General features: G+C 32.5%; 20 protein-coding genes and 1 tRNA gene. 13 read left to right on the forward strand and 8 right to left on the reverse strand.

Annotation, left to right across the window (positions count from 1 at the left end; genetic code table 11):
* Window positions 1-245: 245 nt before the first annotated feature.
* The 7 genes from FUA22_RS14280 to FUA22_RS14310 all read left to right on the forward strand — a co-directional run bounded on the left by FUA22_RS14280 (window position 246) and on the right by FUA22_RS14310 (window position 6,568).
* A complete protein-coding gene (locus FUA22_RS14280; protein ID WP_147769275.1) occupies window positions 246-641 on the forward strand; it encodes a hypothetical protein in 396 nt (131 codons plus the stop codon).
* Between the two features lie 104 nt (window positions 642-745).
* Window positions 746-1,123 (forward strand): VOC family protein, encoded by a 378-nt coding sequence (locus FUA22_RS14285; protein ID WP_147769276.1) that lies wholly within the window; start codon window positions 746-748, stop codon window positions 1,121-1,123.
* A 57-nt stretch (window positions 1,124-1,180) separates the two neighbouring features.
* Window positions 1,181-1,873 (forward strand): helix-turn-helix transcriptional regulator, encoded by a 693-nt coding sequence (locus FUA22_RS14290; RefSeq protein ID WP_147769277.1) that lies wholly within the window; start codon window positions 1,181-1,183, stop codon window positions 1,871-1,873.
* Between the two features lie 146 nt (window positions 1,874-2,019).
* A complete protein-coding gene (locus tag FUA22_RS14295) occupies window positions 2,020-4,038 on the forward strand; it encodes a S9 family peptidase (RefSeq protein ID WP_147769278.1) in 2,019 nt (672 codons plus the stop codon).
* A gap of 100 nt (window positions 4,039-4,138) precedes the next feature.
* Window positions 4,139-4,774 carry an MOSC domain-containing protein gene (locus tag FUA22_RS14300; RefSeq protein WP_147769279.1) on the forward strand — a complete coding sequence of 212 codons (636 nt, stop codon included), beginning with the start codon at window positions 4,139-4,141 and terminating at the stop codon, window positions 4,772-4,774.
* Window positions 4,775-4,820: 46 nt separating this feature from the next.
* Complete coding sequence (locus tag FUA22_RS14305) at window positions 4,821-6,062, forward strand: DEAD/DEAH box helicase (protein ID WP_147769280.1); 1,242 nt, start codon at window positions 4,821-4,823, stop codon at window positions 6,060-6,062.
* Window positions 6,063-6,064: 2 nt separating this feature from the next.
* Window positions 6,065-6,568 (forward strand): cupin domain-containing protein, encoded by a 504-nt coding sequence (locus FUA22_RS14310; protein ID WP_147769281.1) that lies wholly within the window; start codon window positions 6,065-6,067, stop codon window positions 6,566-6,568.
* Window positions 6,569-6,570: 2 nt separating this feature from the next.
* Here FUA22_RS14310 and FUA22_RS14315 read toward each other — a convergent pair whose 3' ends face one another.
* Both FUA22_RS14315 and FUA22_RS14320 read right to left on the reverse strand, forming a co-directional pair.
* Entirely contained in the window at window positions 6,571-6,975 is a 405-nt protein-coding gene (locus FUA22_RS14315; protein WP_147769282.1) for a hypothetical protein, read from the reverse strand.
* Window positions 6,968-7,543, reverse strand: a complete 576-nt coding sequence (locus tag FUA22_RS14320) for an RNA polymerase sigma factor (protein WP_147769283.1) — start codon at window positions 7,541-7,543, stop codon at window positions 6,968-6,970. The genes FUA22_RS14315 and FUA22_RS14320 overlap by 8 nt, the downstream gene beginning before the upstream one ends.
* Window positions 7,544-7,678: 135 nt before the next feature.
* Here FUA22_RS14320 and FUA22_RS14325 point away from each other — a divergent pair, with 135 nt between their 5' ends.
* Entirely contained in the window at window positions 7,679-8,017 is a 339-nt protein-coding gene (locus tag FUA22_RS14325; protein WP_147769284.1) for a DUF6249 domain-containing protein, read from the forward strand.
* 57 nt (window positions 8,018-8,074) lie between these two features.
* Here FUA22_RS14325 and FUA22_RS14330 read toward each other — a convergent pair whose 3' ends face one another.
* Window positions 8,075-8,743, reverse strand: coding sequence for a M15 family metallopeptidase (locus FUA22_RS14330; RefSeq protein WP_147769285.1), 669 nt, complete (start codon window positions 8,741-8,743; stop codon window positions 8,075-8,077).
* Window positions 8,744-9,301: 558 nt separating this feature from the next.
* Here FUA22_RS14330 and FUA22_RS14335 point away from each other — a divergent pair.
* The 3 genes from FUA22_RS14335 (at window position 9,302) to FUA22_RS14345 (ending at window position 12,284) form a co-directional block, all read left to right on the forward strand.
* The gene (locus tag FUA22_RS14335; protein WP_147769286.1) at window positions 9,302-10,018 is read left to right on the forward strand and encodes an outer membrane beta-barrel protein; all 717 of its coding nucleotides are present in this window, start codon (window positions 9,302-9,304) and stop codon (window positions 10,016-10,018) included.
* 218 nt (window positions 10,019-10,236) lie between these two features.
* Entirely contained in the window at window positions 10,237-11,541 is a 1,305-nt protein-coding gene (locus FUA22_RS14340) for a DUF819 family protein (RefSeq protein WP_147769287.1), read from the forward strand.
* A gap of 47 nt (window positions 11,542-11,588) precedes the next feature.
* Window positions 11,589-12,284, forward strand: a complete 696-nt coding sequence (locus FUA22_RS14345; RefSeq protein ID WP_147769288.1) for a DUF4369 domain-containing protein — start codon at window positions 11,589-11,591, stop codon at window positions 12,282-12,284.
* A gap of 65 nt (window positions 12,285-12,349) precedes the next feature.
* Here FUA22_RS14345 and FUA22_RS14350 read toward each other — a convergent pair.
* The 4 genes from FUA22_RS14350 to idi all read right to left on the reverse strand — a co-directional run bounded on the left by FUA22_RS14350 (window position 12,350) and on the right by idi (window position 13,740).
* Window positions 12,350-12,423 (reverse strand) — tRNA-Thr (locus FUA22_RS14350).
* Window positions 12,424-12,484: 61 nt separating this feature from the next.
* A complete protein-coding gene (locus tag FUA22_RS14355) occupies window positions 12,485-12,754 on the reverse strand; it encodes a hypothetical protein (protein ID WP_147769289.1) in 270 nt (89 codons plus the stop codon).
* A 52-nt stretch (window positions 12,755-12,806) separates the two neighbouring features.
* Window positions 12,807-13,217, reverse strand: coding sequence for a 6-pyruvoyl trahydropterin synthase family protein (locus FUA22_RS14360; protein WP_147769290.1), 411 nt, complete (start codon window positions 13,215-13,217; stop codon window positions 12,807-12,809).
* Window positions 13,201-13,740: an isopentenyl-diphosphate Delta-isomerase gene (idi, locus tag FUA22_RS14365; RefSeq protein ID WP_147769291.1), complete on the reverse strand. Its 540-nt coding sequence runs from the start codon at window positions 13,738-13,740 to the stop codon at window positions 13,201-13,203. Before idi ends, FUA22_RS14360 begins: the two co-directional genes overlap by 17 nt.
* Before the next feature lie 117 nt (window positions 13,741-13,857).
* Here idi and FUA22_RS14370 point away from each other — a divergent pair, with 117 nt between their 5' ends.
* Together FUA22_RS14370 and FUA22_RS14375 are read left to right on the forward strand one after the other, a co-directional pair.
* Window positions 13,858-15,447: a peptide chain release factor 3 gene (locus FUA22_RS14370; RefSeq protein WP_147769292.1), complete on the forward strand. Its 1,590-nt coding sequence runs from the start codon at window positions 13,858-13,860 to the stop codon at window positions 15,445-15,447.
* 146 nt (window positions 15,448-15,593) lie between these two features.
* Window positions 15,594-15,827: a (4Fe-4S)-binding protein gene (locus tag FUA22_RS14375; RefSeq protein ID WP_147769293.1), complete on the forward strand. Its 234-nt coding sequence runs from the start codon at window positions 15,594-15,596 to the stop codon at window positions 15,825-15,827.
* A 58-nt stretch (window positions 15,828-15,885) separates the two neighbouring features.
* On the opposite strand, the gene FUA22_RS14380 is transcribed toward FUA22_RS14375, so the two are convergent.
* Window positions 15,886-16,203: a DUF3467 domain-containing protein gene (locus FUA22_RS14380; protein WP_147769294.1), complete on the reverse strand. Its 318-nt coding sequence runs from the start codon at window positions 16,201-16,203 to the stop codon at window positions 15,886-15,888.
* Between the last annotated feature and the right edge of the window lie 43 nt (window positions 16,204-16,246).

The following is a 16,246-nucleotide window of genomic DNA, read 5'->3' on the forward strand; positions in this document are numbered from 1 at the left end:
TAACATACATCAATTTATTTAATATGTGACCAATATATCTTTGTATCTCTACAAGATTCAAGAATAAATCTTGCAGATTAATAGCTAAGAAAAAAGCGTATGCCCTAACCATACGCTTTTTTTGTTTCAAAAATTTCCTCATTTAATATTTAACTATTCCTACCACAAATAAAATAACTTCCTTATCTATGGTTGTTAAAAAAATGGGTAAATTAGTTTAAGCATTTAAATAAACTATTGGGGTCATGGAATTAAAATCAAATAACCTTAACACATTCAGAATTTTATACTTAATTAAAGGTATACTAACCCTGTTTTTTTCTGTTTTCTTTATTCTATATGGAGCAATGGGTTTCGTATTTAATAATATTATCGAAAGTCAAGATGTCAATAATGAGATTCCTTTTAACTTCGGTTGGATTTTCATAATAGTTGCAGGAATTGGACTTGTAATGTGTGTTGCCCTTGGAATCCTAACCCTTATGGCTGCAAAATATTTAAAGGAAGTTAAAAACTATAACTTCATTTTCGCCATTGCTATAGTTAACTGCCTTACCGGAATTTTGGGTATTCTTCTTGCTGTTTTCTCTCTTATTGAATTGAGTAAACCTGAGGTCAAAGCTTTGTTTAACAAGGAATAACTAAATTTCTAATAAAAACTAGAAATTAAAAAACACCCCTGACATAATTCGTCACAATCGGAAATAACTTTGCATGTAAGTTTAATCAAAAAATCAAAATTAAAATGAAACATGCAATTAACTGGTTTGAAATTCCTGTTACCAATTATGAAAGAGCGAAAGAATTTTACAGCACTGTAATGGATTCTGAAATCACAGATTACCATATGCCTGAGCAAAACATGAAATATGGAATGTTTACTCATGATAGGGATAACAACGGAGTTGGAGGAGGGCTTGTTGAAGCCGAAGGGCAAATACCAACATCAGATGGTCCAACGCTTTATTTAAATGGTGGTGACGACTTAAGTTTACCTTTAGGAAAAGTAGAAACGGCTGGAGGCAAAATTATTATGCCAAAAACTGATATTGGAGAAAATGGATTTATGGCTCAGTTTATCGATACTGAAGGCAATCGTATTGCCCTACATTCTTTTATGTAAAATCAACCAAAAATGAAGAGATAGCGAATTGGTAACCGGTTCGCTATCTTTGTTATTATGTCACAATTATCTAGACTCATATCAATCCTTACCTTGTTGAAGTCAAAACGACTATTAACAGCAAGCGAACTTTCTAAAAAATATGATGTTAGTATCAGAACCATTTATCGTGACATTAGAAAATTGGAAGAAGCAGGTGTTCCTGTAACTACCATTGAAGGAAGAGGTTATAGTTTAATGGATCATTACACTGTTGCTCCAGTTCAATTCACAGAAAAGCAAGCAAATGCTTTAATTACAGCACAACATATAGTAAACCAATCTAAAGACGTATCATTTGTTACCGATTTTAATGAGGCTTTAATAAAAATTAAATCAGTTTTTAAGAGTTCTGTTCAAGAAAAAAGCGAACTTCTAAACGGTAAGATTCATATTTTTAATTGGGAATATGAAGAGTTTTCAAGTGATGCTTTATCTGAAATACAATTGGCCATCACAAATTTTAACTTAGTTGAAATTAACTATCAAAAAGCAGATGACCCAAACATTACTTTTAGAAAAATAGAGCCTTACGCATTCTATTCAACAAACAACAAATGGATTCTTATTGCATGGTGTCATTTACGCAATGATTATAGGGCTTTTAGAATTGACAGAATTCAACATTTTAAAATACTTCACGATACCTTTGAAAATAGAGGATTTAAGCTTCAGGATTATTTTCAGTCTGATCCGTATGATGATAAATAAGTTATCCTGAATAAACTTGCTTGCCTTTATAATTTTTTTAATCTACCTTGTTAGCATAGGATATAAATCATTTAAACAACGCATATCATAAAAATTGATTACCATTATTGAAAGATGGTCTATAGCCAAAACAACATGTAAAACTTATGGGAAGAACTTTAATTTTAGTCGTATTATGTTTTACAACCAACTTAAACGCTCAAAAAAGAGCCATGACTACTGACGATGGTCTAAATATGGTCAGATTAACTGGAGCCTATATTTCACCAGATGGCAACCAAATTATATATGGTAAATCCGAATTGGATTGGGCAAAAAACAAACGTAATACCAAATATTATAGCGTTCGTCCAGATGGGTCAAATGATTATCAATTCCTAGGTAAAGACAGTGGAAGTAATATCCAGTTTTCACCAGACGGAAAATTCATTAGCTTAACCCGTTCTGTTGAAAAAAAACTGCAATTATTTTTACTTCGAACGAATGGTGGTGAAGCCGTTCAATTAAGTAAACACGGTGAAGGCATTAAATCGTATCAGTGGTCACCAGATGGCAAAAAAATCTACTTTTTAGCCAACCGGAAGCTTTCCAAAGAAGTCGAAAAAGCAAAAAAAGATGGCTATGACCATGTAGTTGTTGATGAAGGTCCCAACGGACAACGTGTATCCGAATGGAGTCATCTGTTTGTCATTGATGTAAAGGAAAAAAAGATTCAACCTCTTATTAAGAAAGAGTTACTTATTAGCAATATGAAAGTGAGCCCAGATGGAAAGCATATTGCCTATACTGCACGCACTGAAAATCGCAGAAATCAAGGGTATAAATCAGAAACTTTCTTATACCATTTAGCGGATAGCACTATCACTCGACTCACTAATAATAAAGTACCTGAAGGAGGATTAGCCTGGTCTCCAGACAGTAAACTACTCAGTTTCAAAGCAGTTGATGATAAGAATTGGGAGTTAAAAAATACCAAGATTTGGTCCATAAATGTTTATACAAAAAGTATTAAGATGCTTTCTGGAAAGTTTGAAGGAAATATAAGAAACTATTTCTGGGCCCCCAATGGAAAAAGTATCTTCTTTAGCGGACAACAAGGAGTCAACTCCAATGCTTATCGTTTAGATTTAGTATCAGGAGATTACTCCAATATTAGCCAAGGAATGGGTACTTGGAGAATTCTAGGGATGGATAAAAATCGAAGTAAAATGATTTTAGGTTTCAGTGACTTCGACACACCTTATGACCTTTACTTTTCTACTGTCAATACTTTCCAACCCAAAAAACTTACTAACCTCAATCCCTGGATTGAAAAGGATATCGAACTGTCTAAAATGGAAACCATTCAATGGGAGTCTTCCAATGGATTAGCAATTCAAGGATTGTTATTTCGGCCCACAAATTCTACATCTAAAAAATCTCCTTTCTTACTTCATATCCACGGTGGTCCTGCTGGTGTGTTTTATAATTCGTTTAGTTATCGCTATCACGTTTGGGCAGGTTTGGGCTATGTGCAATTGGCTCCCAATGTTCGAGGAAGTAGTGGTTATACCGATGCTTTCTTGCGAGGCAATATGAAAGATTTAGGAGGAGGAGATTATCACGACCTCATGAGCGGAGTAGACTTTCTTATTAATAAAGGGATAATTGATTCCGGAAAAATGGCAGTAAGAGGTTGGAGTTATGGAGGAATTCTGGGAGGTACAGTAATTAGCAAAACTAATCGCTTCAAAGCTGCATCCTTAGGTGCAATGGTATCGGATTGGCGCTCAGAATACGGAATTGGATTTAACTATGATGTCCGGTTATGGTACATTGGTGGAACCTTTTGGGAGAATCCAGAAGGCTATCGCGAAAAATCTGCATTAACCCATGTTGAAAAAGTAGAAACGCCACTCCTACTGCTCCATGGAGACAAAGATATCACTGATACGGAAGCACAAAGCATGATGTATTTTGCTGCACTGAAAGACCTTGGTAAAACGGTACGATACCTAAAATTCCCACGTGAACCACATGGCTTTAAAGAGCCGCGTCATATTCGCACCAGAGATATCGAGGAGATAAAATGGATTCAAAAGCATACACTTGGAAAAGACTGGAAACCCTGGGAACGCAAAAAGGAGAATAAAGTGAAAGAGCAAGAAGAAAAAGAGAATAATTAACAGACATTTGCTTTGTTAAATAGTTCAACACTCATCAAAGAATTTCAAAATAAGTTATAGTGACATTTCGAACTGAGCCTATTAACCATAAAACAATAAATTGGAAATCAAATCAACAAACATAGCAAAACCAACAACCTTTATCTGGAATGGTAAAGAAGTAACTACAGGTATTTATAAAGTCCCTACAAACGACGCCATTTTTTTAGGAAAGTCTGATGTAAAAGGAGACGAAGTTACCGATAGAAAACATCATGGAGGTGAGTTTAAAGCCTGTTACATTTTTTCTGAAGTGCATTACATTCATTGGAAATTTTTATATCCAGATTTAGATTGGGACTGGGGTATGTTTGGTGAAAACTTAACTGTTTCCGATATGGATGAAACCGAAATATATATTGGAGATATTTACAAGGTTGGAGAAGCATTGGTTCAAGTTACCCAACCGAGAGAACCTTGTTTTAAATTTGGCTATAAATTTGGAAGTCAGGAATTGATTAAACAGTTTATTGACCATGGATTTTCGGGAACATATATCAGAATTTTAGAAGAAGGACATGTAAAACGAGGAGATGTTTTCACACTGGTTGAACGACCTGAAAATAGTTTAACCACCGCACAACTTTTCAACTTACTATTCGCTAAAAACAAAAATCCAAAACTCATTGAATTAGCAATTAACAATGATGCATTACCGCAACGAAAACGAGATAAGTTAAAATCTTTCCTAATTTAACATTGATATACTTTAACCTATCTTTGCCTCAAAATAAAATTTTTGAATGTCATTTAAAGACTTACAATTAAACAAGCCTATTTTAAGGGCAGCAGCAGAAGCAGGTTACGATAACCCTACCTTAGTACAAGAAAAAACCATTCCTCTAATATTAGAGAAAAAAGATGTTGTAGTTTCTGCCCAAACGGGAACAGGTAAAACAGCTGCGTTTGCCTTACCTATTCTTCAGCTATTATTTGACAGACAAGATGCCTCTAAAAAAGGAAAGAAAATAAGAGCATTAATTGTAAGCCCTACAAGAGAGTTAGCAGTTCAAATTCAAGAAAATTTCAACACCTACTCTACTTACACCAACTTAAGAAGTACGGTTGTTTATGGAGGTACTTCTATTGAACCCCAAAAAGATATTCTTAAAAAGGGCGTTGATATTTTAGTGGCAACACCTGGTAGACTGCTAGATTTACATAAACAAGATGTTATAAATCTTGATTATATAGAAACCTTAGTTCTAGACGAGGCAGACTTAATGCTTGATATGGGTTTTATTGATGATGTAAATAAAATTGAACGTCTTTGTCCTAAAGAAAAACAGACATTGTTATTTTCTGCTACTATCCCTCATAAAGTTGAGCATCTAGCAAAAACTATTTTAAAGCAACCCGAACGTATTGAGGTTGCTCAAAATGCATCTACATCAAAAAATGTAAGTCAATTGCTATATTATGTTCCTAAGAGGAATAAAATTGAGTTGTGCTTGCATCTATTACGAAATACTATCAAAGGAAATATCATAATTTTCAGACGAACTAAATTTGGTGTTGACAAACTTGAAAAAACGCTTTTCAAAAACGGATATAAGGCTGATAGCATTCACGGAGACAAAAGTCAAACTGCTAGACAAGAGGCTTTGAATAGATTTAAAAAAGGGGAGGTAAATATTTTAATTGCTACCGATGTGGCTGCACGAGGTATTGACATTAGTGATTTAGATGCTGTAGTTAATTTTGATCTACCCAATATACCTGAAACCTATGTGCACAGAATAGGAAGAACCGCCAGAGCGGGAAAAATAGGTAAGGCGTACTCACTTTGTTCCGCCGATGAAAAGAATTATATAAAAACCATTCAGCAACTTATCCAATTACAGCTTGATATTGTTGAAGATCACCCTTATCCATTAGACCCTAAAGTGAAACCAATCATTCATAAGTCGAAAAAAACAGGTAGTAAGCATAAAAAAGGACGTAAAAGTGTTGCTTCTAAGAAGAAGAAAAAACGCTGGTATTAATTATGACGGAAGCCGAAAACATAGCAAAAAAGCTTAATATGCAACCACACCCAGAAGGTGGTTATTATAAAGAAACTTATAGAAGTGAAGGCTTTATAAGTGAAGCTAGTTTAGATGATGACATTTCAGGAAGTCGCAATTATTCAACAGGAATCTACTTTATGTTAACTTCAGATACTTTTTCAGCATTCCACAGAATTAAACAAGATGAAATGTGGCATTTTTACAAAGGTGCTCCTTTAAAACTTCATATCATTTCAAAAAGTGGTGATTATTCTAATGTAATAATTGGTAATGATATTGAAAAAGGAGAAACACCTCAATTTACTGTAAAATCAAGAGATTGGTTTGCTTCAGAAGTCATAGGTAAAAACAACTATTCCTTAGTAGGATGTACCGTTTCGCCTGGATTCGATTTTAGAGATTTTGAACTTCCAGAGAGAGACTTTTTAATTTCAAAATTCCCTCAGCATTCAGAAATCATTACAAAACTTACAAGAATTTAATTTTACTCAAATCTTTTATTAAAATGGTATTTCAAATATGGTATTTGAATACTAAACATTAAGCCGAAGAGCAACATTGCATAGACAAATAATTTAGGCATTTTAAAATTAGACAAAGCACTTATAATTTTGTTATCGTATAATACACTAAAATCAATTGTGCCTAACCAAGAAGGAGAAGTGCCTCCATCATACATAACAAATACGACCAAAGCAACAGAGATTACAAAAATAAGTGTCCAACCCCATTTAGAAATTAAAGGTTTGTAAGTAATACTGGTTGTGTTTAAACCAGAAATCTGATTCATAACTGATACTGTAAAATCTACCGAAGGTGTTTCAAGTGAAGATTCCTTTATAACTTTATTAGTTAAATCATCCAAATATTTGTCTGTCTCATTATTCATAATTCTCAATTATTTCTGGTTCTAACTGATTCTGCAAAATTTTTGCTAACCTTTTTCGACTTCTAAATAGTTTTACTTTTACATTGTTAGGGGTCAATCCCATTGCAACAGAAATTTCCTCTAAAGTTTGTTCTTCAAAATAATATAAAGTTAATAAAAAACTGTCATCTGCCGATAACAAACTTATACACTTTTGAATAGCTAGTTGCTTCTCTTTATTTTCTATGATATCCAAAGCATTACCCAGTGTTTTTATGTGTTGCTCTGTGTACTCATCTATAGCCACATTGTTTATATACTTTTTGTTTTTCTTTAACCTATCTAAACTTGTATTATAAGCTATTCTATAGACCCATGTTGAAAATTTAGAATCGCCTTTAAACTTATTCAACGACTTATACATTTTAATAAAAGTATCTTGTGCTACCTCCTCTGCTTCTTCTCTATTCTTCAACATTCGCAAAGTCAAAGTAAATACCATATTCTTGTACCTATTCACCAAAGAGGTAAAAGCATTAGCATCTCCATCTAGTACAAGATTGATATAATGTTGATCGTTAGTGGTCATTTTGTTAGTAAGACGACACTAAAGTAGTTTAGGTTACATGATGAAAAAAATATTTAAAAAAGTGTAACCTAATTTAAAGAGCCATCGTCATAAGGTATGAACACATTAAAAATAATCAATTAAAAGCAAACAATTATGGAAGCAGTTATAGTATTTATAATCTTCGGAACAATATTCGGAATGGTGTATTTATATTTCTCAACAAGAAATAAAGAGCGTTTAGCTCTAATAGAAAAAGGTGCAGATGCAAGTATTTTTGTAAAAGGAAAAACACAAGCTGCTCCAATTTGGAAAATTTTAATTCTAAATGTTGCCCTATTATTAATAGGAGTTGGTGCTGGAATTTTTATTTCAGGCTTACTAATTATGGCTGGAATAGATGAAGATTTTGCTCAACCAGGAGCTATATTAATGACTGCTGGTATTGCTCTGTTTATTGGTTTCAACTTGACCAAAAACTTAGATAAAGAATAGCTGACTTAATCAATCAAAAAGCGCAGAAACCTGCTTTCTTTTTAGGAAGCAGGCTTTTTATTCTATAGGGAAATCAAAATAAGTATTAGGAAAGGGTTCATTTTTCAATGTAAAATGCCACCATTCTTTAGGGTAGTTTTTAAACCCGTATTTAGCCATAACTTCTTGTAATAGTAGCCTATTCGCTTTTTGTTTTACAGTAATCCCATCAAAATTCACCCAAGATTCTACACCAAAAAAATCATAGACACTTCCCATATCAATAGCTTTACCAGTATTAGCATCAATAATTGTGAGGTCAACCGTACTGCCTTTGCTATGTCCAGATCTTGCTGCTATATATTCCTCTTTTAATAGATTTAACTTGTCAACATCAGGATAAAAAGTCGATTTATTAATAGTATCATCTAAATCTTTAGCCCAACTTATAAAATGATTCACAGCTCTTTGTGGTCTGTAACCATCATAAACTTTTAAGCAAAGATTCTGGTTTTGCAAATCTTCATGTACAAGTTTTAAAGCACCAGCAGTCTCCTTTGTTAAAATTAATTTATTAGAATTATATCCATCTATCCTCTTCCCAACAAAATTGTTTTTTGTAAAATATCTTAATTCAATTTCTAAATCTGGAATCACATCACTTACATGGACAAACCCCTCAGGTAATTGTCCAAAGCAACATGCACTACAAAAAATTAAAAGATATTTAATTAATATTTTCAGCATGAAGCTAATTTAGATAAAAAATTGTGAAAATATTGAGCACAAAAAAACCGAGTTCCCTCAAACTCGGTCTTTCCTTAATTTGCTTTTTTATTACGAAGTTAGATTTGGGGTTTCCACATCAACAACATAATGCAAATATTAATTAATTAATCCATTGAACTAAAAAGTATGTTATTTAGTACACTTCAAAAGTAAAATATAAATTGGAATTAAACGATAAAAAACATTATTAATCGATGAAATACATTTAATTTTAACATTTATAGATGAAAAGCACGTAAATATCGATAAAATGAAACTCAAAGCAACGTCTACTTACTCCAAAAAACCACTAAAATTTAGAAATTGTCCAAAAGCTAGTAAAACTGCACAAACTAAAGGTTTCCCTTAAAATGAATACTATTGCTTGCTTACAAACCCAATAACCACACTTCATAACCTACATGATATCAATTAATTAAACATTTCAAAGTAAATATTAACATCTTATCGTAATTTAGTAAAGAGTTCATAGCATAAGTTTTATATTACACTCAGTTTTAACCAAATCGTGTAATAATGAAACTATTCTACCTACTAGTTTTCGCACTTTTGTTGCAATCTACTTCGCTATTTTCACAAGAATTTATTATTGGTGTTAATGGAGGTTTAAATAATAATGCCATTGGTGACATTAATTCTAGAGGAGGCTCTATTGCAGCAGGACAACCAGACGAAGTTTTTAGTCCAAATAAAGAAATAGGTTATCAATTAGGAGGCTATTTTATGGCTGAATTTGGTAAATTCTTTATAAGACCAGAATTAAATTATGTTTCTTTGAAGAATAATTATGATTGGCCAACAAAGCAAGCAAAATGGAAATCTTCAAAAATTGAGTTTCCTATTTTACTTGGTGTTGAAATTTTTGACCCTGTCTCAATTTATGCTGGTCCAAGTTTTAACTTCCATGACGAAACTATATTAGACGGTGTTCAAGTGACATCATTTAGTGATGGTGGACCAGATTTAGAAGACAAAACTATTAGTCTTAATTTCGGAATAATGATGAGATACAATAGGTTCGGAATTGATTTAAGATACGAAATGGCCAACAAGGAAACAGAAGAAGAACTTTTAGATATTAATAGGTCTGCCTACGGTGTTAATTTAGCTGACCTAAGATCCTATAAACCAAATATGTTAAGACTTAGTGTGTCTATTGACATTTTTAGAACAGATGGCACCAGTCTAGCCGATTTGTTTAAAAGTGATAAAAATTGTGGTTGTCCCTATTAAAAATACTTGACAATAAAAAAAAGCATCTGAAAAGATGCTTTTTTTACTAACTAACCAACCAAAAATATGAATTACAATTACTAAGTTTAAAGTAACCACTCAATAAACTTTATAATAATTGAATGCTACTTTCTATTGAACAATCATCGTGCCAAACTTTAAAACCATCTACTTTTATTTTATTTATCTTGCATCTTTTACATATTAATTCTATTTAAATGGAGAACCAACCCTTATTTACCGATGACACTATAGTTTTTGGACTTTTAATGCTCACTTTAGGTTTTGTTTTTTATACATCCTCAAGTCAAAATTCATTTTGGAAAAAATTCTATAAATACATTCCGGCTCTGTTAATGGCTTATATGCTTCCTGGTGCATTAACAACTTTTGGTATTATAGCTCCTGAATGGACTTCAATAAATCCCTCTGGAGAAATTGTTGAGCATAAGTCTCAAGCCTATTATATAGCTAGTCGGTTTATGTTGCCTGCAGCATTGGTTTTAATGACTTTAAGTATAGATTTAAAAGCCATTTATAACCTAGGTTCAAAAGCTTTAATAATGTTTTTAACTGGTACCGTAGGTGTAATAATTGGAGGCCCAATTGCTATTTTGTTAATATCTATGGTTTCTCCTGAGACCGTTGGAGGAGCTGGTCCTGATGCTGTATGGAGAGGGTTAGCAACTTTAGCTGGAAGTTGGATTGGTGGTGGAGCTAATCAGGCAGCAATGCTTGAAATATATAAATTTAATACTGATAACTACGCAGGCATGGTTATAGTAGATATAGTTGTTGCAAATATTTGGATGGCTATATTATTACTAGGTATTGGTAAATCTGAAAAAATAGATAAGTGGTTAAAGGCTGATACCTCGGCAATTGAAGCTTTAAAGGAAAAGGTATCCTCATATGCCGCAAAAATATCTAGAAACCCAACATTAAGCGACCTGATGATTATTCTAGGCATAGCTTTTACCGTTGTTGGTATTGCCCACTTTGGAGCAAATAATATTTCGGCCTTTTTAAAGTCCAATTTCGATGCTGTTAGAGATACATCCTCCGCCATGTCTTCATTCGGGTCTCAATTCTTCTGGATGATTACCATTGCAACAATGTTAGGTATATTATTATCCTTCACAAAACTCAGAAAGTATGAAGGGGCTGGAGCTAGTAAAATAGGTAGCGTTTTCATATATATTCTTGTAGCTAGTATAGGTATGAAAATGGATCTTACTAAAATTGTTGAAAACCCAGGTTTAATATTTGTTGGGTTAGTTTGGATGGCAATTCATGTTGGACTCCTATTTCTAGTAGCAAAAATTATAAAAGCACCATATTTTTTCTTAGCAGTTGGTAGTAAAGCAAATATTGGTGGAGCAGCTTCAGCTCCAGTAGTTGCAGCTGCTTTTCATCCATCATTGGCCACTGTAGGAGTTCTTTTGGCAGTTTTTGGATATGTTGTAGGAACGTATGGTGCAATGCTTTGTGCTGAGTTAATGAAAATTGCTGCTGGAGGTTAGTATTTCTTTAATAATTATAAGATATTTGCCCTCAAATAAAATTTTACATGAAAAAAATTGCACTTCTATTTATAGCATTATTTATCATTGCCTGTGGCGAAGAAAAGCACGATTTAGTTGTTAAAACACACATCAAAGGATTAAAAAAAGGAACCGTATATTTAAAAAAGGTTATTGATACATCTTTGGTTACTGTAGATTCTATGGTTGTTAATGGGAATCCGCAATTTGAATTATATAGTGATTTAGAATCACCTGAAGTTTTCTTTTTATATCTAGACAAGAATAGTAGTGAAGAAGATAGAATTACTTTCTTTGCCGATAAAGGCATTACAGAAATAAATACTACTCTTAAAAGGTTTGTTTTTGATGCTGAGATTAACGGAAGTGAACAGCAAAAGACTTTAGAAGAATACAGAACGGTTATATCAAAATTAAATACAAGAAATTTAGAAATAATAAAAGAAAATTTTGAAGCACAAAAAGATAGAGATACAGCAAAATTAAGTGCTCTTGAAAAAGAACGTGAAGGTGCATTAAGACGAAAATATTTGTTTACGGTAAATTTTGCACTTAATAATAAAGATAGCGAAGTAGCTCCTTATTTGGCACTTACCGAAGTCTACAATGCTAAAGTTAATTTACTGGATACAATTAACAATTCTCTTACACCAAAGGTAAAGGAATCTAAATACGGAAAACAACTAAATAATTTTATTAAAGAAATAAAAGAAAAGGAATAAGCTAAATATTCCTCTTTTAAGATATCCAAAAAGCCTTTCATATCTGAAAGGCTTTTTTTGTTTTGAGCCGATGGAGGGACTCGAACCCACGACCTGCTGATTACAAATCAGCTGCTCTAGCCAGCTGAGCTACATCGGCGTTTTTAACGGGTGCAAATATAACAGCAAAATTATAATTTGCAAGTACTCCGATAAAAAAATTATCCTAGTTTGTTAATTTTTTCAATGAGCTTTTTTCCTCTGTCTTCTAACTCTGCACTAATTACCCTAAAATGAGCCTTAGGATCTTCAACTTTTCTGTTGTTTACCTTAGCAATTAACTCATCAAAAGTTTCTATAGCCTCATCAACAATAGCTTCACTCTTTTTAGTGTCTTTATCTGTATTTTCTAATTCCCAATCGCACACTGCTCCTATTATGTCTCCTAAAACATAATTAATATCTTTTTTAAGGTCTCTAACGCTTGCCATTTTAAATGTTTTTTAATTTAATTAAATATAGGTAAATAATTCTATTATAATCTTAGTTTCCTGAATAGCTTACAAAATTCCTTGGAGTTTCATAAAGTGTTATTTCAAGGTCTAAATGTGATTCTATTCTAGGTCTTATTTTATTGTAAATAACTACTGAAATGTTTTCGGCTGTAGGATTTAATTCCTGAAAATCTGGTACTTCTACATTAAGGTTTTTATGATCGAAAGCATCTTCAACCTCTTCTTTCATAATCTGCTTTAAAGTTTTAATATCAATTACATACCCAGTTTCTTGATCAATTTCCCCAGTTACACTAACTATCAACTCATAGTTATGCCCATGGAAATTAGGATTGTTACATTTATCAAATATTAATTGATTCTTTTCATCGCTCCAATCTTTTCTGAACAATCTGTGGGCTGCATTAAAATGACCTTTTCTACTAACTGTTACTCTCATTTGCAGATATATTTAAATGTTCGTAGAATTTCTCAAAAATCACCTTAAACCATTCGGTATATAAATGAGGGTTTAGACTAATATCAACTTTAACCGCTTCTATTGGCATCCATTTCCAACTAGCAACTTCTTCTTTATTAATAATGGGTTCATCTTCATATTCGCCCAATAATACATGATCCAGCTCATGTTCGGTTAAGCCATTATCAAAAGGCGCTTTATAAATAAAAGAAATCGACTCCTCAAGATTAGTAACAAACCCCATTTCTTCTTGTAAACGTCTTCTACCAGCTTCAATATTAGTTTCACCATCACGCTGATGACTACAGCATGTATTCGTCCAAAGTCCAGGTGAATGATATTTATCTAAAGCTCTTTGTTGCAACATCAGCTCATTCTTCTTATTAAAAATTAAAACAGAAAACGCCCTGTGTAAAACTGCTTTTTCATGTGCTTCCATCTTAGGCATTAACCCAATTTGCACATCATTTTCATCTACAAGAATAACTTTTTCCTCTTCCATAGAAACAAAAATACCAGTTTCGTATCAATAATTACAATCTAATATAGAAAAACTAAAATTGGTAATTATGAAATCGTAAATTATAGAGTATCTTTGCAGCCATTCAAGAATATCAACATGAGTTTTTTAAAAGAAATTGAACGCAGACGTACCTTTGGAATCATCTCTCATCCAGATGCAGGTAAAACTACTTTAACTGAAAAGTTATTACTATTTGGGGGTGCTATTCAAGAGGCTGGAGCCGTAAAAAGTAATAAGATAAAAAAGGGTGCTACCAGTGATTTTATGGAAATTGAGCGTCAACGTGGTATTTCGGTCGCAACTTCTGTTTTGGCGTTTGAATACAACAACATAAAAATCAATATTCTTGATACACCTGGTCATAAAGATTTTGCTGAAGACACCTTTAGAACACTTACTGCTGTTGATAGCGTTATTGTAGTTATTGACGTAGCGAAGGGTGTTGAGGAACAAACTGAAAAATTAGTTGAAGTTTGTAGAATGCGAAACATCCCAATGATAGTGTTCATTAACAAAATGGATAGAGAAGGAAAAGATGCCTTTGATTTATTAGATGAAGTTGAGCAGAAATTAGGCTTGAAAGTGACACCTTTAAGTTTCCCAATAGGTATGGGATACGAGTTTAAAGGCATATATAATATTTGGGAAAAGAACATTAATCTATTTAGTGGAGATAGCAGAAAAGATATTGAAGAAACCATTGAAATATCAAACTTAGCTTCATCTGAATTGGACGAATTAGTAGGGGCAGATGCCGCAAATACTCTAAGGGAAGAAATTGAATTGGTTGAAGGGATTTATCCAGAATTCGATAAAGAGGCATATCAAAACGGTGATTTACAACCTGTATTCTTCGGTTCCGCTTTAAACAACTTTGGAGTTAGGGAATTGTTGGATTGCTTTGTTGAAATTGCTCCTACACCTAGACCAAAACAAAGTGATACCCGTTTAGTTGAACCTAATGAAAAGAAATTTACAGGGTTTGTTTTTAAAATTCATGCAAACATGGACCCTAATCATAGAAACCGATTAGCGTTTGTAAAAATAGTTTCTGGTGAATTTAAAAGAAATACACCTTACCTACATGTAAAACATAATAAGAAATTAAAGTTTTCAAGTCCTAACGCATTTTTTGCTGAAAAGAAAGAAATTGTAGATATATCTTATCCAGGAGATATAGTGGGATTACAAGACACAGGTAACTTTAAAATTGGAGATACGCTTACCGAAGGTGAAGTACTAAACTATAAAGGTGTTCCCAGTTTTTCTCCAGAACATTTTAGATATATTAATAATGCAGATCCATTAAAATCTAAACAATTAGCAAAAGGGATTGATCAATTAATGGATGAAGGTGTTGCACAATTATTCACATTAGAACTTAATGGTAGAAAAATTATAGGAACAGTTGGGGCATTACAATATGAGGTAATTCAATACCGTTTAGAGCATGAATATGGTGCTAAATGTACCTATGAAAACTTAAACGTTTCTAAAGCTTGCTGGGTAGAACCAGAGGATTCTAAAAATGCTGAGTTTAAAGAATTTTGTCAAGTTAAGCAAAGGTTCTTGGCAAAAGATAAAAAGGGACAACTAGTTTTCCTAGCTGATTCGTTGTTTTCATTACAAATGACACAGCAAAAATACCCAAGTATTAAATTCCATTTCACATCGGAATTTGATTAAATAAAGTGTGTATTTCATCGAAAAAAGTTGAAATATTTTGTTTTTTGTCGATGTTTTAATACATTTAGTCGATATAATCAATTAAGTGAACATAAATTTTAATAGATTTTATTTAGAAAATTAACCCCAAATTAATATTCTACCTTATGGAAATTAAAGCCAACGAATTTAGTAATGATGACATTACTGTAACTTACGACCCCTGTCAATGTGTTTTGTCAGGAACTTGTGCCAAAGAGCTTTCTGATGTATTCAGTAATTCAATTATTCCTTGGGTAAATTTAGATAATACTGAAACAAAAAAAGTTATTGAACAAATAAAGAGATGTCCTTCTGGTGCATTAAAATATTATAAGAATAGCAAAAAACAAGCCTCATAAAAAAAGCCTTGAAATTTTTAATTTCAAGGCTTTTTTTATGATTATACAGTATACACAACTAAGCTTGACCTGTTGGCCCAAAGTTTAAAGGTATAGGAGGTTGCTCGTAATCTTTAATTTCACCATGGGCATTTTCAAATTTATTCACATTATCAGCTAAAGCCTTAAGTAACCTTTTAGCATGTTGCGGTGTTAATATAATCCTAGATTTCACCTTATTCTTAGGAACCCCTGGCATTATGTTTACAAAATCAACTACAAATTCAGACACTGAGTGATTAATAATAGCTAAGTTAGAATATGTTCCTTCTGCTACTTTCTCATCTAACTCTATATTTATTTGACCTTGTTTTGGTTTATCGTTTTGATCTGCCATAATAATTTTAATATTTTAAATTAAAAAGCCTTCAAGTAAATAC

It is taken from the genome of Seonamhaeicola maritimus (assembly GCF_008056315.1).
Taxonomy (GTDB): Bacteria; Bacteroidota; Bacteroidia; order Flavobacteriales; family Flavobacteriaceae; genus Seonamhaeicola; species Seonamhaeicola maritimus.